Origin of the sequence: Proteus penneri (assembly GCF_022369495.1) — a bacterium.
Lineage (GTDB): Bacteria > Pseudomonadota > Gammaproteobacteria > Enterobacterales > Enterobacteriaceae > Proteus > Proteus penneri.
In genome coordinates, this window is record NZ_CP059690.1 from 2,592,876 (window position 1) to 2,617,935 (window position 25,060).

General features: G+C 41.9%; 19 protein-coding genes, 1 tRNA gene and 2 rRNA genes. 7 read left to right on the forward strand and 15 right to left on the reverse strand.

Features of this window, described 5'->3' with window-relative positions:
• Positions 1–92 precede the first annotated feature (92 nt).
• From H1225_RS11790 to gmhB, 4 genes are all read right to left on the reverse strand, one after another.
• Positions 93–3,089 (reverse strand): 23S ribosomal RNA (locus tag H1225_RS11790).
• A gap of 367 nt (positions 3,090–3,456) precedes the next feature.
• A tRNA-Glu gene (locus H1225_RS11795) sits at positions 3,457–3,532 on the reverse strand.
• Positions 3,533–3,616: 84 nt separating this feature from the next.
• A 16S ribosomal RNA gene (locus tag H1225_RS11800) occupies positions 3,617–5,158 on the reverse strand.
• Together the 16S and 23S rRNA genes with 1 tRNA gene alongside form the textbook arrangement of a ribosomal RNA operon.
• A 396-nt stretch (positions 5,159–5,554) precedes the next feature.
• Positions 5,555–6,121 (reverse strand): D-glycero-beta-D-manno-heptose 1,7-bisphosphate 7-phosphatase, encoded by a 567-nt coding sequence (gene gmhB / locus H1225_RS11805; protein WP_161707046.1) that lies wholly within the window; start codon positions 6,119–6,121, stop codon positions 5,555–5,557.
• Between the two features lie 188 nt (positions 6,122–6,309).
• Between gmhB and metN the strand changes: the two genes are divergently transcribed.
• The 6 genes from metN to proS all read left to right on the forward strand — a co-directional run bounded on the left by metN (position 6,310) and on the right by proS (position 12,037).
• A complete protein-coding gene (metN, locus tag H1225_RS11810; protein ID WP_072064245.1) occupies positions 6,310–7,341 on the forward strand; it encodes a methionine ABC transporter ATP-binding protein MetN in 1,032 nt (343 codons plus the stop codon).
• Positions 7,334–7,987 (forward strand): methionine ABC transporter permease MetI, encoded by a 654-nt coding sequence (locus H1225_RS11815; RefSeq protein ID WP_109848126.1) that lies wholly within the window; start codon positions 7,334–7,336, stop codon positions 7,985–7,987. Before metN ends, H1225_RS11815 begins: the two co-directional genes overlap by 8 nt.
• Before the next feature lie 66 nt (positions 7,988–8,053).
• Positions 8,054–8,869 carry a MetQ/NlpA family lipoprotein gene (locus H1225_RS11820; RefSeq protein WP_006535867.1) on the forward strand — a complete coding sequence of 272 codons (816 nt, stop codon included), beginning with the start codon at positions 8,054–8,056 and terminating at the stop codon, positions 8,867–8,869.
• Positions 8,870–8,999: 130 nt separating this feature from the next.
• Complete coding sequence (rcsF, locus tag H1225_RS11825) at positions 9,000–9,410, forward strand: Rcs stress response system protein RcsF (protein ID WP_082147373.1); 411 nt, start codon at positions 9,000–9,002, stop codon at positions 9,408–9,410.
• Positions 9,407–10,114, forward strand: a complete 708-nt coding sequence (tsaA, locus tag H1225_RS11830; RefSeq protein WP_109399926.1) for a tRNA (N6-threonylcarbamoyladenosine(37)-N6)-methyltransferase TrmO — start codon at positions 9,407–9,409, stop codon at positions 10,112–10,114. Before rcsF ends, tsaA begins: the two co-directional genes overlap by 4 nt.
• Before the next feature lie 207 nt (positions 10,115–10,321).
• Positions 10,322–12,037: a proline--tRNA ligase gene (gene proS, locus H1225_RS11835; protein WP_161729757.1), complete on the forward strand. Its 1,716-nt coding sequence runs from the start codon at positions 10,322–10,324 to the stop codon at positions 12,035–12,037.
• Positions 12,038–12,115: 78 nt separating this feature from the next.
• Here proS and nlpE read toward each other — a convergent pair whose 3' ends face one another.
• A complete protein-coding gene (gene nlpE, locus H1225_RS11840; protein ID WP_006535872.1) occupies positions 12,116–12,796 on the reverse strand; it encodes an envelope stress response activation lipoprotein NlpE in 681 nt (226 codons plus the stop codon).
• Between the two features lie 261 nt (positions 12,797–13,057).
• On the opposite strand from nlpE, the gene rof reads away from it, so the two are divergent.
• Positions 13,058–13,318: a Rho-binding antiterminator gene (gene rof / locus H1225_RS11845; protein WP_072064250.1), complete on the forward strand. Its 261-nt coding sequence runs from the start codon at positions 13,058–13,060 to the stop codon at positions 13,316–13,318.
• Between the two features lie 33 nt (positions 13,319–13,351).
• Here the strand turns inward: rof and tilS are convergent, their stop codons facing one another.
• The 10 genes from tilS to H1225_RS11895 form a co-directional block, all read right to left on the reverse strand.
• The gene (tilS, locus tag H1225_RS11850; RefSeq protein WP_239739134.1) at positions 13,352–14,683 is read right to left on the reverse strand and encodes a tRNA lysidine(34) synthetase TilS; all 1,332 of its coding nucleotides are present in this window, start codon (positions 14,681–14,683) and stop codon (positions 13,352–13,354) included.
• A 167-nt stretch (positions 14,684–14,850) separates the two neighbouring features.
• Positions 14,851–15,594: an SDR family NAD(P)-dependent oxidoreductase gene (locus tag H1225_RS11855; RefSeq protein WP_161671171.1), complete on the reverse strand. Its 744-nt coding sequence runs from the start codon at positions 15,592–15,594 to the stop codon at positions 14,851–14,853.
• 239 nt (positions 15,595–15,833) lie between these two features.
• Positions 15,834–16,793, reverse strand: a complete 960-nt coding sequence (gene accA, locus H1225_RS11860; protein ID WP_072064253.1) for an acetyl-CoA carboxylase carboxyl transferase subunit alpha — start codon at positions 16,791–16,793, stop codon at positions 15,834–15,836.
• Positions 16,794–16,805: 12 nt separating this feature from the next.
• Positions 16,806–20,288: a DNA polymerase III subunit alpha gene (gene dnaE, locus H1225_RS11865; RefSeq protein WP_109848123.1), complete on the reverse strand. Its 3,483-nt coding sequence runs from the start codon at positions 20,286–20,288 to the stop codon at positions 16,806–16,808.
• Positions 20,289–20,309: 21 nt separating this feature from the next.
• Complete coding sequence (gene rnhB / locus H1225_RS11870) at positions 20,310–20,900, reverse strand: ribonuclease HII (protein ID WP_006535883.1); 591 nt, start codon at positions 20,898–20,900, stop codon at positions 20,310–20,312.
• Positions 20,900–22,072, reverse strand: a complete 1,173-nt coding sequence (gene lpxB, locus H1225_RS11875; RefSeq protein ID WP_161724271.1) for a lipid-A-disaccharide synthase — start codon at positions 22,070–22,072, stop codon at positions 20,900–20,902. Before lpxB ends, rnhB begins: the two co-directional genes overlap by 1 nt.
• Positions 22,073–22,079: 7 nt before the next feature.
• Entirely contained in the window at positions 22,080–22,883 is an 804-nt protein-coding gene (lpxA, locus tag H1225_RS11880) for an acyl-ACP--UDP-N-acetylglucosamine O-acyltransferase (RefSeq protein ID WP_006535886.1), read from the reverse strand.
• A 3-nt stretch (positions 22,884–22,886) separates the two neighbouring features.
• Positions 22,887–23,339: a 3-hydroxyacyl-ACP dehydratase FabZ gene (gene fabZ / locus H1225_RS11885; protein ID WP_006535887.1), complete on the reverse strand. Its 453-nt coding sequence runs from the start codon at positions 23,337–23,339 to the stop codon at positions 22,887–22,889.
• Between the two features lie 124 nt (positions 23,340–23,463).
• On the reverse strand, positions 23,464–24,492 hold the full coding sequence (lpxD, locus tag H1225_RS11890; protein WP_006535888.1) for a UDP-3-O-(3-hydroxymyristoyl)glucosamine N-acyltransferase: 1,029 nt from the start codon (positions 24,490–24,492) through the stop codon (positions 23,464–23,466).
• A gap of 3 nt (positions 24,493–24,495) precedes the next feature.
• The gene (locus H1225_RS11895; protein WP_036934019.1) at positions 24,496–24,993 is read right to left on the reverse strand and encodes an OmpH family outer membrane protein; all 498 of its coding nucleotides are present in this window, start codon (positions 24,991–24,993) and stop codon (positions 24,496–24,498) included.
• Positions 24,994–25,060 lie beyond the last annotated feature (67 nt).

Below are 25,060 nucleotides of genomic sequence, written 5' to 3' on the forward strand. Positions count from 1 at the left end.
CTTTCCTTTCGGTCAGTCGCCAGCAATATTCAATCTTAAACAAGCCTACTTCATTCATCTTTGTCTCTCAGACAAAACACCTTCGGTGTTGTCAGGTTAAGCCTCACGGTTCATTAGTACTGGTTAGCTCAACGTATCGCTACGCTTACACACCCAGCCTATCAACGTCTTAGTCTTAAACGTTCCTTTAGGTCACTCAAGGTGACAGGGAAGACTCATCTTGAGGCAAGTTTCCCGCTTAGATGCTTTCAGCGGTTATCTCTTCCGCACTTAGCTACCGGGCAATGCCATTGGCATGACAACCCGAACACCAGTGGTGCGTTCACTCCGGTCCTCTCGTACTAGGAGCAACCCCTCTCAATCTTCCAACGCCCACGGCAGATAGGGACCGAACTGTCTCACGACGTTCTAAACCCAGCTCGCGTACCACTTTAAATGGCGAACAGCCATACCCTTGGGACCTACTTCAGCCCCAGGATGTGATGAGCCGACATCGAGGTGCCAAACACCGCCGTCGATATGAACTCTTGGGCGGTATCAGCCTGTTATCCCCGGAGTACCTTTTATCCGTTGAGCGATGGCCCTTCCATTCAGAACCACCGGATCACTAAGACCTACTTTCGTACCTGCTCGAGCCGTCACTCTCACAGTCAAGCTGGCTTATGCCTTTGCACTAACCGCATGATGTCCGACCATGCTTAGCCAACCTTCGTGCTCCTCCGTTACTCTTTAGGAGGAGACCGCCCCAGTCAAACTACCCACCAGACACGGTCCCCGACCCAGATTATGGGCCTAGGTTAGAACATCAAACGTTAAAGGGTGGTATTTCAAGGTTGACTCCATGCAGACTGGCGTCCACACTTCATAGTCTCCCACCTATCCTACACATCAAGGCTCAATGTTCAGTGTCAAGCTATAGTAAAGGTTCACGGGGTCTTTCCGTCTTGCCGCGGGTACACTGCATCTTCACAGCGAGTTCAATTTCACTGAGTCTCGGGTGGAGACAGCCTGGCCATCATTACGCCATTCGTGCAGGTCGGAACTTACCCGACAAGGAATTTCGCTACCTTAGGACCGTTATAGTTACGGCCGCCGTTTACTGGGGCTTCGATCAAGAGCTTCTCCCTAAGGATAACCCCATCAATTAACCTTCCAGCACCGGGCAGGCGTCACACCGTATACGTCCACTTTCGTGTTTGCACAGTGCTGTGTTTTTAATAAACAGTTGCAGCCAGCTGGTATCTTCGACTGGCTTCGGCTCCGTCCGCAAGGGACTTCACTTACCGCCAGCGCCTTCTCCCGAAGTTACGGCACCATTTTGCCTAGTTCCTTCACCCGAGTTCTCTCAAGCGCCTGAGTATTCTCTACCTGACCACCTGTGTCGGTTTGGGGTACGATTGTTGGTAACCTGAAGCTTAGAGGCTTTTCCTGGAAGCAGGGCATCAATTGCTTCACCACCTTAGTGGCTCGTCATCACACCTCAGCATTAAGTGACCGGATTTGCCTAGTCACTCTGCCTACATGCTTGAACCGGGACGACCGTCGCCCGGACAACCTAGCCTTCTCCGTTCCCCCATCGCAGTTACCACCAGTACGGGAATATTAACCCGTTTCCCATCGACTACGCTTTTCAGCCTCGCCTTAGGGTCGACTCACCCTGCCCCGATTAACGTTGGACAGGAACCCTTGGTCTTCCGGCGTGCGGGTTTTTCACCCGCATTATCGTTACTTATGTCAGCATTCGCACTTCTGATACCTCCAGCATACCTCACAGTACACCTTCGCAGGCTTACAGAACGCTCCCCTACCCAACGAACGTATCCTTAAATTCGCTTAATCTCGCTTTCGCCTCGACTTTAATGGACGCATTGACGTCACTTCGTTCCGTCAATCGGTTCATCACAAACAAATTTAAGTGATACGTTCGCTGCCGCAGCTTCGGTGCATGGTTTAGCCCCGTTACATCTTCCGCGCGGGCCGACTCGACCAGTGAGCTATTACGCTTTCTTTAAATGATGGCTGCTTCTAAGCCAACATCCTGGCTGTCTGAGCCTTCCCACTTCGTTTCCCACTTAACCATGACTTTGGGACCTTAGCTGGCGGTCTGGGTTGTTTCCCTCTTCACGACGGACGTTAGCACCCGCCGTGTGTCTCCCGTGATAACATTCTTCGGTATTCGCAGTTTGCATCGAGTTGGTAAGTCGGGATGACCCCCTAGTCGAAACAGTGCTCTACCCCCGAAGATGAGTTCACGAGGCGCTACCTAAATAGCTTTCGGGGAGAACCAGCTATCTCCCGGTTTGATTGGCCTTTCACCCCCATCCTAAGTCATCCGCTAATTTTTCAACATTAGTCGGTTCGGTCCTCCAGTTAGTGTTACCCAACCTTCAACCTGCCCATGGATGAATCACCGGGTTTCGGGTCTATACCCTGCAACTCATTCGCCCAGTTAAGACTCGGTTTCCTACGGCTCCCTATACGGTTAACCTTGCTACAGAATATAAGTCGCTGACCCATTATACAAAAGGTACGCAGTCACCCCATAAAGAGGCTCCTACTGCTTGTACGTACACGGTTTCAGGTTCTTTTTCACTCCCCTCGCCGGGGTTCTTTTCGCCTTTCCCTCACGGTACTGGTTCACTATCGGTCAATCAGGAGTATTTAGCCTTGGAGGATGGTCCCCCCATATTCAGACAGGATAACACGTGTCCCGCCCTACTCGTCGAGTTCACAATAACAGCATCTTCGGATACGGGGCTATCACCCTTTACTGCCGGACTTTCCAGACCGTTCTCCTGATGCTGCTATTGATTAAGACTCTGGGCTGTTCCCCGTTCGCTCGCCGCTACTAGGGGAATCTCGGTTGATTTCTTTTCCTCGGGGTACTGAGATGTTTCAGTTCTCCCGGTTCGCTTCCTAACACTATGTATTCATGTCAGGATAATATCCATTGGATATTGGGTTTCCCCATTCGGAAATCGTCGGGTATAACGGTTCATATCACCTTACCGACGCTTATCGCAGATTAGCACGTCCTTCATCGCCTCTGATTGCCTAGGCATCCACCGTGTACGCTTATTCGCTTAACCTCACAACCCGAAGGTGTCTTTTCTTGAAGACATCTGGGTGGTGATGGCTGCGCAGATTACATTTCGTTGTTGGGCAGTGCTCGCCATGCTCACATACTTATGTATGTTGCGCTGGCTGTGCGCTGGCCGCCTCGAACTGTAAATTGCTCGCTCATCCCACTTTGATGTCCAAAAACACATTCAAAGTTTGAGATTTTGAGAGACTCATCAATATACCTCGGTGATATATTGATTTGTTTTCAATTTTTCAGCTTGTTCCAGATTGTTAAAGAGCATAATAGGTAAAATAACTCATCGAATTATCTTAACTATTCCCTGATTTGCATCAGACTATAGTGTGGTACGCCTTTCACTCATACCGCGCAATTGGCGTCCCCTAGGGGATTCGAACCCCTGTTACCGCCGTGAAAGGGCGGTGTCCTAGGCCTCTAGACGAAGGGGACTTCAGTCAGCTTCGCAGACGCGCTTTTGCTCGTTCTTCATCAGACAATCTGTGTGAGCACTGCACATAACACGTATCTCTTAGGTAAGGAGGTGATCCAACCGCAGGTTCCCCTACGGTTACCTTGTTACGACTTCACCCCAGTCATGAATCACAAAGTGGTAAGCGCCCTCCCGAAGGTTAAGCTACCTACTTCTTTTGCAACCCACTCCCATGGTGTGACGGGCGGTGTGTACAAGGCCCGGGAACGTATTCACCGTAGCATTCTGATCTACGATTACTAGCGATTCCGACTTCATGGAGTCGAGTTGCAGACTCCAATCCGGACTACGACAGACTTTATGAGTTCCGCTTGCTCTCGCGAGGTCGCTTCTCTTTGTATCTGCCATTGTAGCACGTGTGTAGCCCTACTCGTAAGGGCCATGATGACTTGACGTCATCCCCACCTTCCTCCGGTTTATCACCGGCAGTCTCCTTTGAGTTCCCGCCATCACGCGCTGGCAACAAAGGATAAGGGTTGCGCTCGTTGCGGGACTTAACCCAACATTTCACAACACGAGCTGACGACAGCCATGCAGCACCTGTCTCAGCGTTCCCGAAGGCACTCCTCTATCTCTAAAGGATCCGCTGGATGTCAAGAGTAGGTAAGGTTCTTCGCGTTGCATCGAATTAAACCACATGCTCCACCGCTTGTGCGGGCCCCCGTCAATTCATTTGAGTTTTAACCTTGCGGCCGTACTCCCCAGGCGGTCGATTTAACGCGTTAGCTCCAGAAGCCACGGTTCAAGACCACAACCTCTAAATCGACATCGTTTACAGCGTGGACTACCAGGGTATCTAATCCTGTTTGCTCCCCACGCTTTCGCACCTGAGCGTCAGTCTTTGTCCAGGGGGCCGCCTTCGCCACCGGTATTCCTCCACATCTCTACGCATTTCACCGCTACACATGGAATTCTACCCCCCTCTACAAGACTCTAGCCAACCAGTTTCAGATGCAATTCCCAAGTTAAGCTCGGGGCTTTCACATCTGACTTAATTGACCGCCTGCGTGCGCTTTACGCCCAGTAATTCCGATTAACGCTTGCACCCTCCGTATTACCGCGGCTGCTGGCACGGAGTTAGCCGGTGCTTCTTCTGCGGGTAACGTCAATTGATAAAGGTATTAACTTTATCACCTTCCTCCCCGCTGAAAGTACTTTACAACCCTAAGGCCTTCTTCATACACGCGGCATGGCTGCATCAGGCTTGCGCCCATTGTGCAATATTCCCACTGCTGCCTCCCGTAGGAGTCTGGGCCGTGTCTCAGTCCCAGTGTGGCTGATCATCCTCTCAGACCAGCTAGAGATCGTCGCCTAGGTGAGCCTTTACCTCACCTACTAGCTAATCCCATATGGGTTCATCCGATAGCGCAAGGTCCGAAGAGCCCCTGCTTTGGTCCGTAGACGTCATGCGGTATTAGCCACCGTTTCCAGTAGTTATCCCCCTCTATCGGGCAGATCCCCATACATTACTCACCCGTCCGCCGCTCGTCAGCAAGAAAGCAAGCTTTCTCCTGTTACCGCTCGACTTGCATGTGTTAGGCCTGCCGCCAGCGTTCAATCTGAGCCATGATCAAACTCTTCAATTAAAAGTGTTTGATGCTCAAAGAAATCGAAAACTTAGCTATTCATAAATGAATTTACTTTTGTTGTTCACTCTTCAAGACTTGATACATCTAATATTTTAGAAGATATCGTCTCTGCGAGTGCCCACACAGATTGTCTGATAATTTGTTAAAGAGCAGTGCAACCTTCGCTGCCGTTTCCGGTCTTCTGCGTTGTTGCGAGGAGGTGCATTCTACATCTTCCTCATTCAGTGTCAAGCGTTTATTTTCAAGGCTTTTCACTTTATTTTTTTGTTCTCTCAGTCAGTTCGCTTAGCGCCCTGTGCCGTGACAACGAGGACGCATTATAGGGAGTTTTCTGAGGCTGGCAATAGTTTTTTTAAAAAAAATGTTTGTTTGTTGGTAAATTAAACGAAGTGCCTATTTTTTGTGGCTTTTTAGCCATTTTGGCAAGTCTGCAAGGCTATCGAGAACAAAATCTGCACACTGTTGTGCCTCTTCAGTTATCTCTTTTCCTGTACGAACAAGAATTTTATGCCCCACTTCTGCAGCTTTTGCCGCCAACATATCTTCTTTTTTATCGCCAACCATATAAGAAGAAGCCATATCTATATTTAATTGTGCTTTCGCATCCATAAACATACCTGAAGCGGGTTTGCGACAATCACATTCTTTCTTATATTCTTCTACAGTGGCGTCAGGATGATGGGGACAATAATAGATACCATCTAAATCAACCCCCCTATCAGCCAAAGACCAATCCATCCATTCAGTTAAATGTAAAAATTGATCTTCACTATAGTAGCCACGACCAATGCCCGATTGATTAGTCACGAGTACCAAGGCATATCCCATCGCTTTTAATTCAGCCATTGCCTCAATAACGCCATCGATAAACTCAAAGTTATCAATTTCAGACACATAACCATGGTCTATATTAATAGTTCCATCGCGATCTAAAAAAATCGCAGAAATCCCCTTGCTCACAACATTACTCCATTTAGACATTTTTATTAGTATCGCATGTTTTTTCTTATATAGAGAATGATATCCATAGCTTTCTTTATTACTCGTCAACTCTTTTTTATTGACTTGGACGTCTAGACGCCTTAACATCTATTTTAACTCGGGCAGAATAGTCTTTATGTCCCATATCTACTTATATAAAGAAAAACATGATTAAACTGACGAATATAAACAAAGTGTTTAAGCAGGGAGAGCGTTCAATACAAGCGCTATCAAACATTAACCTGCATGTACCACAAGGGCAGATTTTTGGTGTTATCGGATCGTCAGGAGCGGGTAAAAGTACATTAATACGTTGTGTGAACATGTTAGAAAAACCAACTTCAGGTGAAGTGCTTGTTGATGGTCGTGATCTCACTAAGTTATCTGATAAAGAATTAACAAAAGCACGTCGTGGCATTGGTATGATTTTCCAACATTTCAACTTACTGTCTTCTCGTACAGTATTTGATAATGTGGCTCTACCATTAGAACTTGATAATACACCACGTACTGAAATTAATAAGCGTGTTAATGAGTTACTTGAATTAGTCGGTTTGTCAGATAAGAAAGAGTATTATCCAGCAAATTTATCTGGTGGGCAAAAGCAACGTGTTGCAATTGCACGCGCATTAGCAAATTCACCAAACGTTTTATTGTGTGATGAAGCAACTAGCGCCCTTGATCCAGCAACAACACGTTCTATTTTAGAATTACTAAAAGATATTAACCGTCGTTTAGGCCTCACCATTTTATTAATCACTCATGAAATGGACGTTGTAAAACGTATTTGTGATCAGGTTGCAGTCATAAGTGGTGGTGAATTAGTTGAAAGTGATGCAGTGAGTGCCGTTTTCTCTCATCCCAAGACACCTGTTTCTCAGGCTTTTATCCAATCAACACTGCAATTGGATATTCCTGAAGATTACAAAGAACGTATGAAACCAGAGTGGGAGGAAGGGTTATTCCCATTATTAAAACTTGAATTTAACGGTCAATCAGTTGATGCGCCATTAATGTCCATTGTTGCTCGTCGTTTTGACGCAGATATTAATATTTTAAGTTCACAAATGGACTATGCTGGCGGTGTTAAGTTTGGTGTGATGTTAGCTGAGCTACATGGTAAGAATGGTAATACTGAAAAGTCGATTGCGTTTTTAGAAGAGCATCATGTGAAAGTAGAGGTTCTCGGTTATGTCTGAAGGAATGATTTATTTATTAATTAGTGGGATCTGGGAAACCTTAGTCATGACCTTCGTTTCAGGCTTCTTTGGTTTTATCATCGGGCTACCACTTGGTGTTTTACTTTATGTCACTCGTCCTGAACAAATTATGGCAAATCCACCTGCCTATCGTGTGATCTCAGCACTTGTGAATATTTTTAGGGCTATCCCTTTTATTATCTTACTTGTATGGATGATCCCTTTTACTCGCTTGGTTGTAGGAACATCTATTGGCTTGCAAGCGGCTATCGTGCCATTAACTGTCGCTGCTGCACCTTTTATTGCTCGCATGGTCGAAAATACGCTATTGGAAATCCCACAAGGATTAATTGAAGCATCTCGTTCTATGGGTGCAACACCAATGCAAATCATTAAGAAAGTTTTATTACCAGAATCTTTACCAGGCTTGATTAATGCTGCAACTATTACACTAATTACATTAGTGGGTTACTCAGCAATGGGGGGAGCTGTTGGTGCAGGTGGTTTAGGTCAAATTGGCTATCAATATGGTTATGTTGGCTATAATGCAATGGTAATGAATATTGTCATTGTTCTACTCGTTATTCTTGTTTTTATCATTCAGTTTTTCGGCGATCGCTTAGTAAAGCTGACAACACATAAATAATTAGATTGAAGGTTTTAATTATTAAATCGAAACCTTTTAATTAACGGATCAAATAAGGGTAAATGTATGTCATTGAAATTTAAATCGCTCGCAGTCGTAAGTGCTTTAATTGGCGCATTAGCATTAGCTGGTTGTGGTGAAAAAGAAAAAGATCCAAACCATATTCGTGTTGGTGTTATTTCTGGCTCTGAGCAACAAGTTGCAGAAGTAGCAAAACAAGTTGCTAAAGATAAATATGGTCTTGATGTAGAACTCGTTACTTTCAATGACTTCGTCATGCCTAATGAATCATTAAGTCGTGGTGATATCGACATTAATGCGTTCCAACATAAACCTTATTTAGACCAACAAATTAAAGATCGCAATTACAAAATAACAGCTGTAGGAAATACATTTATTTATCCTATCGCGGGTTATTCTAAAAAGATTACTGATTTAGCCGATTTACCTGATGAAGCACAAGTGGCTATTCCTAATGATCCAACAAACTTAGGTCGCTCACTGCTGTTATTAGAAAAAGTTGGGTTAATTAAATTAAAAGATGGCGTAGGTCTATTACCTACTAAGCTTGATATTATTGAAAACCCTAAAAAATTACAATTAGTTGAATTAGAAGCACCGCAATTACCTCGCTCATTAGATGATCAAAAAATCTACTTAGCAGTAATTAACACTACTTATGCAAGCCAAGTCAATTTAACACCAGCTAAAGACGGTATTTTCGTTGAAGATAAAGACTCTCCATATGTAAATATCATTGTTGCACGCGAAGATAATAAAGACAGTGAGAATGTGAAGAAATTTATTCAAGCTTATCAAACAGATGAAGTGGATAGTGCTGCAAATAAAATCTTTAACGGCGGTGCAGTAAAAGGCTGGTAATACGTCAATATTTAACTTAATTATAAAAAAGGCGGACATTTGTTCGCCTTTCTCTTTTTTACTTGGCTAATTTGCATTAAATTATAGCCGTTTAATTTTTGTATAGACAATAATAAAGAGGATATTACCCATGCACATGCGCTTGCTACTTCTTGGCATCATGGCGCTGTTTATGACAGGTTGTTCAATGCAGAATTCATCTGATGTTGATCAGTCTAAATTTACGGATATGCGTTTAAATAAACCTGGGCAACCACAAAAACCTAAATCACAAACTTTACCTTCAGTGCGTATCGTTGAAAAAACAGAAGATCTTTTAGGCGCTCCATTTAAAGATCTCGGTATTGTCGCCGGTGAGTCTTGTCGCCAAACATTACAGGATCCACCAGCAAGTTTGCCTATTGCTAAAAAAAGAATGGCAACAAAAGCAGCCTACAAAAATGCAAATGCCGTTTTGTTACATGAATGCCAAATTGTCACAGGCTTAGGTTGCTACCAATCTGCTATTTGTGAAGGCACTGCACTACTTATTACTAAATGAACACCTACCAAATGAATCCTATAGGGTATATTTCGAGCCCTTATAAAGAAAAATTTGCCGTTCCACGCCAACCTGGATTAATCCAGGATGGCGGCGGGCAACTTATTCTACATACACCTTATAATCACCCTGATACAGTTAGAGGTTTAGAGCAATTTAGCCACCTTTGGTTGATCTTTGTTTTTCATCAAACAGCACAACATGGTTGGCATCCACTCGTTCGCCCCCCTAGATTAGGCGGTAACGCCAAAGTTGGTGTATTTGCAACTCGCTCAACCTTTCGTCCCAACCCAATTGGTATGTCATTGGTTGAATTGAAAAAAGTAAATACCGAGAATCAATCTGTTATTTTAGAACTAGGTAGCCTCGATTTAGTTGATGGCACGCCTATTCTTGATATTAAGCCTTATTTACCCTTTGCAGAATCTCGCCCAAATGCAATTGCAGGATTTGCACAAGAAGCACCAGATAATGAAATGCCTGTTTTCTTTTCGCAGGTTGCATTAGAACAACTGCAACATTATGCGAACGAATATCCTCATCTTTCTCGTTTTATTACTCAAGTATTACAACAAGATCCTCGCCCTGCTTATAAAAAAAATGAGCAAAGTGATAGGATCTATGCGGTACACTTACTCGAATTTAATATTCGCTGGCAAGTGAATGAACAACAGACACTTGTTCTTAGTATAGAACCGCGATAACTTGCTATTATCTTCATTGATATTGCTATCATGAATAATCTAATCTGAGAGTCATTCGCATGTCTTTAGACAAATCAGATTGAAAAAAATGCTTTGCCCCTTTTGGCAGACCTAAGTCACTGGTAGACTAAAGTCCTTTTCTAATTATATTGATGTAGACTGGCGTGACAGTCAGCCTAAGTATTTTTGTTCTAATGGAACCTAATAATGCGTACTAGCCACTATTTGCTCTCTACTTTAAAAGAGACACCTGCTGATGCAGAAATTGTCAGCCACCAACTTATGCTTCGCGCAGGCATGATCCGTAAACTCGCATCTGGTCTTTATGATTGGATGCCGACAGGGGTTCGTGTTCTAAGAAAAATTGAAAAAATTGTTCGTGAAGAGATGGACAACGCTGGATCACTTGAGATTTCAATGCCCGTTGTTCAACCCGCTGACTTATGGCTAGAAAGTGGTCGCTGGGAACAGTATGGCCCTGAATTACTGCGTTTTTCAGACAGAGGCGAGCGCCCATTTGTTTTAGGCCCGACTCATGAAGAAGTCGTTACAGATATTGTTCGTAATGAAATTACCTCTTACAAACAACTTCCACTGAACTTATATCAAATTCAAACTAAATTCCGTGATGAAGTACGCCCTCGTTTTGGTGTTATGCGTTCTCGTGAATTTATCATGAAAGATGCTTACTCATTCCATATCTCTCAAGAGTCTTTACAAGAGACTTACGACAGAATGTACGAGGCTTACAGCAAAATTTTCTCACGTATTGGTTTAGATTTCCGTCCAGTACTTGCAGATACTGGCTCGATCGGTGGTAATGCCTCTCATGAATTCCAAGTTTTAGCAGACAGCGGTGAAGATGATATTGTCTTCTCGACTGGCTCTGACTATGCAGCCAATATCGAATTAGCAGAAGCAGTCATGCCTGCGACACCACGAGCAGCTGCAACTGAAGAATTACGTTTAGTGGATACACCCAACGCTAAAACAATTGCTGAATTAGTCGAACAGTTCAATCTACCAATTGAAAAAACAGTTAAGACACTGATTGTTCATGGTACAAAAGAAAGTGGTCACCCATTAGTTGCATTATTAGTCCGTGGCGATCACGAGCTTAATGAAGTTAAAGCAGAAAAATGCGCTATCGTTGCATCACCTTTAACTTTCGCTACTGAAGCCGAAATACGCCAAGCTGTAAACGCAGGCCCTGGTTCACTAGGCCCTGTTAATCTGCCACTACCCGTTATTATGGATCGTTCTGTCTCTGTAATGAGTGATTTCAGCGCAGGTGCAAACGTTGATGGTAAACATTATTTTGGTATCAATTGGGAGCGCGACCTGCCTGTTGCTGAAATTGCTGACATCCGTAACGTTGTTGAAGGTGATCAAAGCCCAGACGGCAAAGGAACGTTGCTAATCAAACGTGGTATTGAAGTTGGTCATATCTTCCAACTTGGCACAAAATACTCAGAAGCATTAAAAGCAACCGTACAAAACGAAGAAGGCCATAATCAAATCGTTACTATGGGTTGTTATGGCATTGGTATAACTCGTATCGTTGCTGCAGCTATTGAACAAAATCATGATGCACGCGGTATTATTTGGCCAGATGCGATTGCACCATTCCAAGTTGCTATTTTACCAATGAATATGCATCGTTCTTATCGTGTTAAAGAAGTTGCTGACAGACTTTATAACGAATTACGCGCTCAAGGTATTGATGTTCTATTTGATGATCGTAAAGAACGTCCAGGTGTCATGTTTGCTGATATGGAGCTTATCGGTATTCCACACACGATCGTAATTGGTGATCGTAACTTAGACAACAACCAAATCGAATATAAAGCACGTCGTAGTGATGATAAATCACTCGTCAATGTTGACGATGTCGTTGCTTTTATCAAAGAGCAACTCGCTTAATTATCAAGCCCTTTATTGAATAGCTTGATTAATAAAAAAAACCCGCTGATGCGGGTTTTTGTTTAGAAAAATAAAAATTTAACTTCTGCCGCTGCTGTGATTTCCACAAGAGCCATGGCGATTAAACCGAGGCTTCTCGTCTGTAACCACTAGTGCTCGATCAAATTGGCCATCTTCCATCGAAGGTCGAATACTGTAATAACCATTAACTTCGAGGTAAACAGGTGTTCCACCCTCAACACCGGTTGAGAAATAACCTTTTTCCAATTCAATGCCACTGGCTGCGTAAACGCGCCCTGATTGACAATCTTTAAACGTACCTGCATCGGCAAAATAGGTATATTCACCTGCAAGCTGTTTAGGCTGAACTTTAGCTAAGGTATAATTTAGCTCTGAATTAATAACGTTGCCATCAATATCAAGCATAACTAATTTATCTTCGCGAGGTAAATAATAGCTTTTCTCACCATAGCTATTAGTCAACGTCAGCTTATCTTTACCTAATACCCATGTTCCCGATTCAAAGAAACTACGTTTCTCATCAGGTAAACCTTGATAGCTTTGCTCCATAACATAAGAGCCATCTTGATTAACAAGAATTGTTGTGTCGATACCAGAGCAATCGGCACAAGGCAGAATACTGTTGTAAGTTTGGTCTACAATTTTTCCATCAAGTGACAAGCCAATATTATTTTGACAACCTGACAGTACAAATAACCCAGCAGCAACGGCTGCAAATAAAAATTTTTTCCCCATCATCAACTCCCTACATTCTGGGTACTTTTTAATAAATCATTTTCAATATAATTCTAACATTTTTTAAGATAAAAAGGGGCAATAAAACAAGCTTTAAGATAAATGCACCCATAATGTTAATTATTTCTCAAATCGCTTCGAATAAAGCACTATTTCAGAAAATTATTATAATAACTATTGTGCTCACATCGAATAACAGCATAATGATTTTATTCTGAATTATTCACTGGCGGCAACACCGCCACGAAAGAGTGGTGAGGGAATATGTCAACAAATACAGAATATCAACCAATTAACTGTGATGATTATGAGTATCTGGAGTTAGCATGCCAGCGTGGTTTAGCACTCCATATTGAATTACATGATGGTGAGCTTATTGAAGGCATTGCTGATGATCTTTTCTTAAGCAAAAAGGTTGAATACCTAAAAGTCAAAACATCTGAAGGCTCTAAAGATTTACGACTGGATGTTATTGCCAGTTTTTCTAATCCCGAACTTGGGACAATCATTATCAAATCGGAATAACCGAATAAAGAACAACCGCCAACAGGCGGTTGTTCATTCATAAGCCTTTCGCCACTCAATAGTAATAGCGTGTTCTGATGTTGCTTTCCCCTCAAAAGTAACAAATGTGTCAATAGCTGCAATTAACGTATCATTATAATAAATTAATGGAATTCGTGTTCTACGCCAAGGCGCAACATCAAGCTCTTGCCAAATCTTTTTACTATGTCGAGCGTGCTCTCGCCCCACAATACGCAAAGATGCTTGTGTCAAACCAAAACGAACGGTGACTTTTTCATCCTTTGAAGGCGCTCTAACGGTATTTTTTCCTGTTGCAGTTGTTAGTGATAAAACCCCTAATCCACTAGGTAAAGACAGTGATTGAGTAAGTGGCCATTCAATAATTTTATTAACAGGATCATCGATTATTGGTACAAGATAAAGGCGTTGTTTATAACGTCTGACTTCATCTTGATAAAATTGTAACTTAGGCTCTGCATCAGCTTTGGCTAAAGCAACTTCTTGCCATAATCGTAAAATTTGTTGTCTAGAGGGCATGGCTTTATTATGTTGAGCGAACCAACGCCTTAATAACGCATTACGTTTTATCACACTACAAAGAGCAAGTTGCTTGATGTCTAAACTGTGCTCGCTATCCATTAAAGCGTTAAGTTCTGGCTCCAACAGCTCATCCAATAGGGCTTCTTGCTCACCACACAGTGCCGCACTACGAGTCACCGATTGCGAAAAATGGGGCCATCGTTGCGTTAATAATGGCATAACTCGTAAACGTAAAAAATTACGATCATAGCTGTCGTCTTGATTACTATCGTCCTCTATCCAATCTAGCTCTTGTTCAGTAGCATAAAATTCAATTTGCTCACGTGTTATATTTAGTAATGGTCGAAGTAAATAACTATTCTCAAACATCATTTTGGCAGGCATTGAGGAAAGTCCAGCAGGACCACTGCCTCGCTTTAAAGCTAATAAAAAAGTTTCAGCTTGATCATCTTGGTGCTGAGCAGTCACTAACACTTGCTGTGGCTGTAAATATCGGCGAAATGCTTGATAACGCGCCTCTCTTGCACCATTTTCAAGACCGCCTTCTTTAGGATCTACATTCACTTTTTCACTGATAAAATTAACACTCCATTGCTGACAACATTGTTTACAATGGGCAAGCCAATCATCTGCTTTGATATTTAATCCATGATGAATATAGATAGCCGTTAATTCTAAAGGTAATTGAAATTCATCACGTAAACGTACAAGCCCTTGTAATAAAACTGTAGAATCTACTCCGCCACTAAAACCCACCAAGATTTTAGTGAAAGGATCAATTTGTTGTTTGATTTCTTTAAGGAGCAAACCGTATTCCTGTTTCATTGTATCGTCATTTATCAGTGAATTCAGATGATTATGTTAAGCTTTTCTAACCGATTTTGCACGAATACAACGTAGTCCTGAAAAATAAATGTAAGATTTAAGACGTTGCATTTTTAATGCAGAAAATAAGGCAGAATAAACACCATTCTGCCTTAAATAAACATGATTTACGCAGTAAAACCACCATCGACTAAATAAGAAGCTCCAGTGACAAACGAAGCTGCGTCACTAGCCAAAAAGGCCACAACATTAGCCACTTCTTCTGGCGTACCAAGGCGACCAATAGGGTGCAGTGTCGCTAACTTTTGCTTATCGAACTCACGTTCATCTAATAAAGGTGTTTCAATATACCCTGGGCAAACTGCATTAACGCGAATACCTTTGTTTGCATAATCAATGGCAAGTGTTTGTGTCAGTAATTTAACCCCACCTTTTGACGCACAATAGGCAGGAAATTCGTGTTGACTAACAAAGGTGCAAATCGAACTGCAATTAACAATTGCACCTGACAAATCGTTTTTTAGCCAATATTGAATTGCTGCACGATTAATCAGAAAGAGTCCATTAAGATTAACATCTAATACCTCTTTCCATTTTTCATACTCTAATTTATCTGCGATGTTATCAGTTAAAATACCTGCATTAGCAAAAATAAAATCCAGCCGCCCATATTTATTTACCACATAATCAATAAGCTGTTCGTTATCTTTTTCACTTCTCACATCCATTTGTATAAATTCACCCGAAAACCCTTTTTCTTTTAGGTATTTTTCTGCTTTTTGCCCTCGAGCTAAATTACTGCCAGTGATAACAACTGATGCACCTAAGGATAAAAACTTTTCTGCAGAAGCTAAGCCAATCCCGCTACTACCGCCTGTAATAATTCCTACTTTTCCACTAAACGATATCATCGCGTTTTCCTTATTAAAGAATTAAATGACCTTATAAAATAATAGCTATTGCTTATTATTCTTTTAGTGGAAATTAGAATTAATATTGTTTTTGAGATGGACTTAACATACTGATATATAATATATTATTGTTAATATCACTTGGTTTAATTATCTCAATAGGGATAGTTTTCAGAAAATCAAAAAAACCCCATGTGATTAACATGAGGTTCATCAGAATTGATTCAGATATAATTAGATCAGCAATAGCCGTATTCCATTAAACGTTGGTAACGACGATTTGTTAGTTCTTCTGATTCAAACGCATCTAATTCTACTAAATCAGATTGAATTTGCGCTTTTAATGAAGCGGCAATTTCATCATAGTGGCGATGCGCACCACCTAAAGGCTCTGGAATAACCGTATCAATTAGCTTAAGCTCTTTTAAACGGTTTGCAGTGATACCCATCGCTTCAGCGGCTAATGGTGCTTTATCTGCGCTTTTCCAAAGAATGGACGCACAACCTTCTGGTGAAATAACAGAATAAGTGCTGTATTGCAGCATATTCACTTTATCACCAACACCAATCGCTAATGCTCCGCCAGAACCGCCTTCACCAATAACCGTACAGATAATTGGTACATTAAAGCGTGACATTTCACGTAAATTACGTGCAATTGCTTCTGATTGACCACGTTCTTCAGCACCAACACCAGGATAAGCACCCGGAGTATCAATAAAGGTGATGATAGGAAGATTGAAACGTTGCGCCATTTCCATTAAACGCAGTGCTTTGCGATAACCTTCAGGTGCAGGCATACCAAAATTGCGGCGGATCTTTTCTTTTGTTTCACGCCCTTTTTGATGTCCAATAACCATCACTGGACGACCATCTAAACGCGCAATACCACCAACAATCGCTTTATCATCAGCATAAGCACGATCACCCGCTAATTCTTGGAAATCAGTAAAAATACGATGAATATAATCCAGTGTGTAAGGTCTTAATGGATGACGCGCAAGTTGTGCCACTTGCCATGCACCAAGATCTGAAAAAATCTTACGTGTTAACTCTAGGCTTTTTTCTCTTAAACGTGAGACTTCTTCATCGATATTGATATCGATTTTTTCATCATGTTGGCTAACTGCAGTGAGCGAATCAATTTTCGCTTCTAACTCGGCAATTGGCTGTTCAAAATCCAGAAAATTAAGACTCATAACATTCCTATTTTAGTCAAATTCTAATTCTACCTGCTCATTACCCAGCAGAGTTCGCAGATCCGTTAAAAGCATATCCGTTGGCGTAACACGCCAAGTCGCACCAAATCGTAAACGTGCACAGGCATCATGCTTTTCAAAATAAAGGTGAACCGGTATCGTGCCTGAACGATGAGGTTCTAAAACATCGCGAAGACGATTTAATAATTGCTCATTAATTTGCCTGTCCGATAACGAGATAGCAAGTCCTCGTGCATATTTTTCACGGGCTTCGTTGATATCCATAAGTTCGCGGACTGTCATTTTAAGCCCACCATTAAAATCATCAAAGCTGACCTGCCCAGTAGCAATTAAAATCTTGTCTTGTTCTAATAAATGTTGGTATTTATCCAATGCATCAGAAAATAACATAATTTCTAAGCGGCCTGAACGATCATCTAAGGTACAAACACCGATCCGATTTCCACGTTTCGTTGTGAATACTTTAGAAGCAAGTACTAAACCTGCTACCTTCACCATTTGACCACGAGGTGTTGGTACTAAATCTTTTAGACGCGTTCCTGCCGCATATCGTTCAATTTCTTTTAAATAACGCGTGATCGGATGACCTGTTAAATATAAACCTAAAGTCTCTCGCTCACCTTCTAAAACAACTTGGTCTGGCCATTTAGGTATATTGGCATAAGAGCGCTCAACTTGTTCCGGTGCTTCAGCTAACACACCGAACATGTCAGATTGCCCTATTGCTTCAGCTTTGGCATGTTGGTCTGCGGCTTTTAATGCATCTTCTAATGAAGACATCAAAGCAGCCCGATGGGGCCCCAGCTTATCGAATGCGCCTGACATTATCAGTTTTTCCATCACTCGGCGATTCAATTTTTTCGTTTCTGTTCTAGCACAGAGATCAAAAATATCTTTAAAGTGACCGCCTTGTTGACGCGCTTCTACAATTGCTTCAATTGGACCTTCACCCACACCTTTTATGGCACCAATACCATAAACGATTTCACCTTCATCATTTACATGAAAATGATAAAGTCCACTATTAATATCAGGAGGTAGAACTTTTAATCCCATTCTCCAACATTCGTCCACTAACCCCACGACTTTTTCGGTGTTATCCATATCTGCGGTCATTACTGCAGCCATAAATTCAGCTGGATAGTGGGCTTTTAACCATAATGTTTGATAGGAAACCAAGGCATAAGCTGCTGAGTGCGATTTGTTAAATCCATAACCGGCAAATTTCTCCACCAAGTCAAAGATTTTCATAGCTAATTCACCATCTACACCATTTTTGATAGCACCTTCTTCAAAAACAGAGCGTTGCTTTGCCATCTCCTCAGGCTTTTTCTTACCCATAGCCCGTCGCAACATATCCGCACCGCCTAGCGTATATCCCGCAAGAACCTGTGCAATTTGCATAACTTGTTCTTGATATAAGATAACGCCATAAGTAGGCTCTAAAACGGGCTGTAGACTTTCATGTTGCCACTTAACATCAGGGTATGAAATTTCTTCAACACCGTGTTTACGGTCAATAAAGTTATCAACCATACCTGATTGCAATGGTCCTGGGCGGAATAGGGCAACTAGTGCGATCATATCTTCAAAACAGTCTGGACGTAGTCGCTTGATAAGATCTTTCATGCCACGAGATTCTAACTGGAATACCGCGGTTGTCTCTGAGCGCTGCAACATGTCAAAACTGCGCTGATCTGTCAATGATATTGCTGAGATATCAACAGGTTCGAGAGACTTTTTAGCTCGTCGGGCATTAATCATCTCTAATGCCCAGTTAATAATGGTGAGTGTTCTTAAACCTAAGAAGTCGAATTTAACCAGCCCCGCGTATTCAACATCATTTTTATCAAATTGTGTAACAGGGTTATTTCCCTCGGCATCACAGTAAAGTGGTGCAAAATCGGTAATTTTCGTTGGTGATATAACAACACCACCCGCGTGTTTACCTGCATTACGTGTCACCCCTTCTAATTTACGAGCCATATCAATAAGAGATTTGACCTCTTCATCGGCTTCATAAATTTCAGGTAATTGGGGTTCTGCTGCAAACGCTTTTTCTAACGTCATTCCCGGATCAGGAGGAACCAGTTTTGAAATTCTATCAACAAAACCGTAAGGATGCCCTAAAACACGGCCAACATCGCGAATAACTGCTTTTGCCGCCATCGTACCAAATGTAATAATCTGAGATACGGCATCACGACCATACATTTCAGCAACGTGATCAATAACTCTATCGCGTTTCTCCATACAGAAATCGACGTCAAAGTCAGGCATCGAAACACGTTCAGGGTTAAGAAAACGTTCGAAAAGCAAGTCAAATTCAAGAGGATCAAGATCTGTTATTTTCAGCGAATAAGCCACGAGTGAACCCGCACCTGAACCGCGCCCAGGACCAACAGGAACACCGTTATCTTTAGACCACTGAATAAACTCCATCACGATAAGGAAGTAACCAGGGAATCCCATCTGGTTAATTACTTTCAGCTCGATATCAAGACGTTCATCATATTCAGGGCGTCTTTTTTTCCGCTCTTCGGGATCTGGAAATAAAAAGGCTAGACGCTCTTCTAAACCTTCTTGTGATTTTTTAACAAGGAAATCTTCGGTACTCATATTCCCTGTTGGAAATTGAGGAAGGAAGTATTCCCCTAAACGGATCGTGACATTACAGCGTTTAGCGATTTCAACACTGTTTTCTAGTGCTTCAGGTATATCAGCAAATAATTCACACATTTCTTCTTCTGTGCGCATATATTGCTGAGGACTATAATTCTTAGGACGTTTGGGATCAGATAACGTAAAACCATCATGAATTGCGACACGAATTTCATGTGCGTCAAAGTCATCACTATCGAGAAAACAGACATCATTGGTTGCAACGACAGGCAGGCCTTTTTCAGAAGCCAGCGCAACAGCTTCATGAAGATAAGTTTCCTCATCAGTACGACCTGTACGAATAAGTTCTAGATAATAACTATCGGGAAAATGAGTTTGATAATACTCAAGACACTGATCAACTAAAGCCCGATTCCCTCGAAGTAGAAACTTCCCGACATCCCCCATTCTACCACCAGAAAGCAACAAGAGACCTTCTTTATAGGTTGTTAGCCACTCTTGTTTAATCGTTGGTCCCGCAGCTCCATAACCGTGTTTGTAAGCTTCTGAAATCAGTAAAGTAAGATTTTGGTACCCTACATTATTGCGTGCAAGAATAGTGAGATGAGCATATTCATCACCTAATAATTCTGTTTCAAGGTAAACATCAGCACCAATGATAGGTTTAATGCCCGCACCATGTGCAGCACCATAAAATTTCACTAATCCACATAAGTTAGTGAAATCAGTAATCGCAAAAGCAGGCATTCCCAGCGAAGCCACTTTCTTCACAAGAGGCCCTGTTTTTGCCAATCCATCGATCATTGAATAATCGCTGTGTACCCTAAGATGGATAAAACGAGGATCTGCCATAGTATTTAATTACTCTGTGGATTACTTTAAATTTAAAGCACGTTTTACAGGCGCAAAACTTTTTCGATGATAGGGTGTTGCCCCTAATAAGGCTAGTTTTTCCATATGGAAAACAGTTGGATACCCTTTATGTTTAGCAAAACCATAATCAGGATAAAGCTTATCTAACTCTTCCATTTCTCTATCACGAGTCACTTTAGCAAGTATAGAAGCTGCACTAATTTCTTGAACTAAACTATCACCTTTGATAACCGCTTGAGAGGCCATTGGTAATTTAGGACAACGGTTACCATCAATTAAAACCATATCAGGCGTTATTGATAATCCTGCAACAGCACGTTCCATCGCTTTCATGGTTGCCCAAAGAATATTTAATTCATCAATTTCTTCAGGCTCTGCACGACCTATCGCCCAACATAATGCTTTTTCTTTTATTTCGTCATAAAGGGCATTACGCTTTTTTTCTGTTAGCTTTTTGGAGTCTGTTAATCCTTCAATTGGATTTGCTGGATCAAGGATAACAGCAGCCGTAACTACGGCTCCCACTAATGGGCCTCGACCAACTTCATCAACTCCAGCAATAAGATTTGCTTTTGGATATACAAATTCCATTATTTCTCTGCCAATTCTAATACTGCATTTGCTGCTTGTTCATCCGCATTACAACGAATGGCGCTATGTAGCTGTAAAAATATCTCTTTTAATTGATGTACTTTTTCTTCATCAGTTAAAAGAGGTAAAAGTTGTTGCGCTAACGCTGAAGGTTCGCACTCTTCTTGCAATAATTCTTTGATAATTTCTCGGCCAGCTAACAAATTAGGTAAAGAAACATAAGGCGTTTTAACTAACCGTTTTGCTAACCAGAAAGTAAATGGTTTCATGCGATAGCCAACGACCATCGGACATTTGGTTAGCATACATTCTAATGCAGCCGTCCCTGATGCTAACAAAGTCGCATCGCTCGCTGTCATTGCTTCTCTTGCTCGCCCATCAAGAAGTTGTATCTCAAGCTCAGGTGCCACATTTTGATGTATTTGTTCAAATTGGGCTCGTCGCCTAGCATTAACTAATGGCACAACAATATGAAGAGAGGGGATCTGCTGTTTTAGTAACTGTGCTGTTTTTATAAAATCAGCACTCAGCATCTCAACTTCAGCATGACGACTACCGGGAAGAAGTGCTAAACAAGGTGTTTCTTCAGATATTCCTAGATGTTCACGAGCCGCTTTTTTATCTGGATTTAAGGCTATGGCATCAGCCATTGTATGGCCTATAAAACGACAAGGAACCTGATACTTATCATAAAACGCTTTTTCAAAAGGAAGAAAAGCAAGCACTAAGTCTGTCGCTTTACCAATTTTGAAAACACGTTTTTGACGCCAAGCCCACACAGATGGACTGACATAGTGAATAGTTTTGATCCCTTTTTGCTTTAAACGGCCTTCAAGCGTGATATTAAAATCAGGCGCGTCGATCCCCACGAAAACATCTGGCTTTAATTCTGAAAATCGTTGGGTGAGATCTTTTCTGATCTTTAATAAGCGAGGTAATCGCTCAAGAACTTCAACGATCCCCATGACGGCAAGCTCTTCCATCTCATACCAAGCTTCACAACCTTCAGCTTGCATAAGAGGCCCTGCAACACCGACGAAGTGAACATTGGGATGCATTTTTTTTAGAGCGCGGATTAATCCCGCGCCCAAGATATCACCGGACGTTTCACCAGCAACTAAGCCGATAACTAACGGACACTGAGTAGTAGATAATTGGCCTGACAAGGTCATATCCTAATTAGCGAATGATACCGCGGTTAGATTTTGCTGAGTTTTCCAGAAAATCACTGAACAGTTTGACATGCGGATTATTATTATCAGCAACCAATTGTCCAATTTCTTCGCGCGCTTCTTCCAGTGTTTTACCATTACGGTAAAGTACTTTGTAAGCATTACGAATTGCATGAAGATCTTCTTTAGCAAAACCTCTGCGCTTTAACCCTTCAATATTCAGTCCATAAGGGGTCGCGTGGTTTCCTTGTGCAATAACAAAAGGAGGAACATCTTGTGCCACGCCTGAACATCCACCGACCATCACATGAGAGCCAATTTGGCAAAACTGATGCACTGCACTCATGCCACCGATAATCACAAAATCACCTAAAGTGACGTGACCACCCAGAGTACCGTTATTTGCAATAATACAACGATCGCCAATGATACAATCATGTGCGACGTGGGTATTAATCATCAGTAAGTTGTCGTTACCTATTTTTGTGATATTGCCACCTTGGGTTGTTCCACGGTGGATAGTCACGCTTTCACGAATAAGGTTTCGATCACCAATAATGACTTGCGTTGGTTCACCATGATATTTCAGATCCTGATTAACTTCACCGATAGAAGCGAATTGGTAAATCTGATTTTCTCGACCAATACGTGTATGCCCATTGATAACAACGTGAGATTTGATATCAGTACCTTCTCCAATCTCAACGTTTGCACCAATAACGCAAAAAGGGCCAATGCGAACATTAGCACCGATTACCGCACCCTCTTCAATAATTGAGGAAGGGTGAATGACTGCGGATTTATCTATCATAGGCTAGACCTCACGGCGGCGAGCACACATCATTTCAGCTTCGCAAGCAATTTCCCCATCAACTTTAGCGACGCCTTTAAAGCGAGCAACACCACGACGTTCTTTAATGAATTCTACTTCTAGGATCATTTGATCCCCAGGTAAGACAGGACGTTTAAAGCGAGCACCGTCAATAGCAGCAAAATAGTAGAGTTCACCAGGTTCCAGCTTTCCTACGCTTTTGAATGCTAAAATACCCGTTGCCTGAGCCATGGCTTCGAGGATCAATACGCCTGGGAAAATAGGTTTTCCTGGAAAGTGTCCTTGAAAGAAAGGCTCATTAAAAGATACATTTTTTACTGCTCTTAGAAATTTCTTTTCTTCAAAATCAAGGACACGATCAACCAATAAGAATGGGTAACGGTGTGGAAGTAAATCTAAAATTTCTTCGATTTGCAGAGTATGATTCTCACTCATTGCAATACTCTTCCTGTCTAATAAAACTGAGTCTAATTAATAATGACACGACCTGCTGTGACTCAAAAGGTGAGTTAATCCGCAGGTCGCAAAATGGGTAACATTTCGTCAATGACGTATATTGTTACTTGTCGCTACTTTCTATTTGGCGTTCAAGTGACTTGAGCCTTTTTTGCATTTCATCAATTCGCAACACAAGTGCTGCAGTTTTACGCCATGCTTTATTCGATTGTAGCGGAATTCCTGAAGAATAAACTCCCGGCTCAGTGATAGGACGCATTACCATGCCCATACCTGTTACCGTGACTTTATCACAGATTTCCATGTGACCATTGATAACACTTGCTCCACCAATCATACAATAGCGGCCTATTTTCAGGCTACCCGCCATGATGACACCACCAGCAACAGCGGTATTATCACCAATAATGACGTTATGTGCGATTTGGCACTGGTTATCAATGATAACACCATTACCGATAACTGTGTTATCTAATGCGCCTCGGTCAATTGTCGTACATGCACCAATTTCAACGCGATCACCAATAACAACAGAACCTAATTGTGGAATTTTGATCCAATTACCACGTTCATTAGCATAGCCAAAACCATCTGAACCAATCACAGTACCAGATTGAACCAAGCAATCTTTACCAATGATAACTTCATGATAAATAGATACATTTGCCCATAAACGGCTATTCTCGCCAATATGTGCTTTTTTACCTACAAAACAACCGGCACCAATCACAACATTATCACCCAGGATAACATCTGATTCGATAACGGCATTTGCACCCACTGATACATTTTTTCCTAACTTAGCATCAGGAGAAATAACAGCACTTGGGTGGATATCCTGTGCTGGCTTTGGTGTTGTATCCATAATCTGTGCCATTTGAGCATAGGCAAGATACGGGTTTTTCACCACAAGTGCAGCAACGGGACAAAATGGAAGATCAGCTTCTGTTAATACAACAGCCGCTGCCTGACATTCACTTAATTTCTCACGATAGCGGCTATCGGAAAGAAATGTAATTTGTTCGCTATTTGCTAGGCTCATTGAAGCAAGACCGGCGATAGTGATATCACCATCGCCGTGTAACTGTGCATTCAACTGCTGAGCAAGATCAGCTAATCGAATTGAAAACATCTATTATTTAACCTGTTTCTGAACCTGAGCAGTAATATCTTTACCATCTGCGAAATAAGGTACAGTGTTAGCATCAAGGATCACATCATAGCCTTCTTTCTTCGCTACTGCATCAACAGCGTCTAATACACGTTTCATGATTTTGTTACGTTCTTCAGCTTGACGGCGGCTAAAGTCTTGCTCAAAAGCTTGTGCTTTTTGTGCATATGCTTCACGTTTAGCAACCAGATCTTTCTCTGTATTTGCACGTTGTGTTGCATTCATAGTTGGTGCATCTTTTTGATATTTTTCAACAGCGGTCTGTAATGCTTTACCTAAGTTCTGCAATTCAGTGTCACGTGATTTGAATTCATTTTCCAATTGTTTCTCTACCGCATCACGGTTAGGAATTTGTTGGAGAACTTGACCGATGTTCACTACACCTACTTTATCTGCGGCTTGAACACCTGCTGACATGGTCAATGCCATTCCTAGGGCAGCGGCACATAACAATTTTTTCACGATTAAACTCCTTAAAACCAAAAATAATTTTTTGTCAGAAATCGGATGCCTTTTTCAGCATTGTGAA

Coding starts and splice junctions, on each gene's coding strand:
- tilS (WP_239739134.1), bottom strand. CDS start 14,683: ATGAAACAGGAATACGGTTTGCTCCTTAAAGAAATCAAACAACAAATT.
- rnhB (WP_006535883.1), bottom strand. CDS start 20,900: ATGGAATTTGTATATCCAAAAGCAAATCTTATTGCTGGAGTTGATGAA.
- H1225_RS11820 (WP_006535867.1), top strand. CDS start 8,054: ATGTCATTGAAATTTAAATCGCTCGCAGTCGTAAGTGCTTTAATTGGC.
- tsaA (WP_109399926.1), top strand. CDS start 9,407: ATGAACACCTACCAAATGAATCCTATAGGGTATATTTCGAGCCCTTAT.
- accA (WP_072064253.1), bottom strand. CDS start 16,793: ATGAGTCTTAATTTTCTGGATTTTGAACAGCCAATTGCCGAGTTAGAA.
- H1225_RS11815 (WP_109848126.1), top strand. CDS start 7,334: ATGTCTGAAGGAATGATTTATTTATTAATTAGTGGGATCTGGGAAACC.
- lpxB (WP_161724271.1), bottom strand. CDS start 22,072: ATGACCTTGTCAGGCCAATTATCTACTACTCAGTGTCCGTTAGTTATC.
- rcsF (WP_082147373.1), top strand. CDS start 9,000: ATGCACATGCGCTTGCTACTTCTTGGCATCATGGCGCTGTTTATGACA.
- proS (WP_161729757.1), top strand. CDS start 10,322: ATGCGTACTAGCCACTATTTGCTCTCTACTTTAAAAGAGACACCTGCT.
- lpxA (WP_006535886.1), bottom strand. CDS start 22,883: ATGATAGATAAATCCGCAGTCATTCACCCTTCCTCAATTATTGAAGAG.
- lpxD (WP_006535888.1), bottom strand. CDS start 24,492: ATGTTTTCAATTCGATTAGCTGATCTTGCTCAGCAGTTGAATGCACAG.
- nlpE (WP_006535872.1), bottom strand. CDS start 12,796: ATGATGGGGAAAAAATTTTTATTTGCAGCCGTTGCTGCTGGGTTATTT.
- fabZ (WP_006535887.1), bottom strand. CDS start 23,339: ATGAGTGAGAATCATACTCTGCAAATCGAAGAAATTTTAGATTTACTT.
- metN (WP_072064245.1), top strand. CDS start 6,310: ATGATTAAACTGACGAATATAAACAAAGTGTTTAAGCAGGGAGAGCGT.
- rof (WP_072064250.1), top strand. CDS start 13,058: ATGTCAACAAATACAGAATATCAACCAATTAACTGTGATGATTATGAG.
- H1225_RS11855 (WP_161671171.1), bottom strand. CDS start 15,594: ATGATATCGTTTAGTGGAAAAGTAGGAATTATTACAGGCGGTAGTAGC.
- dnaE (WP_109848123.1), bottom strand. CDS start 20,288: ATGGCAGATCCTCGTTTTATCCATCTTAGGGTACACAGCGATTATTCA.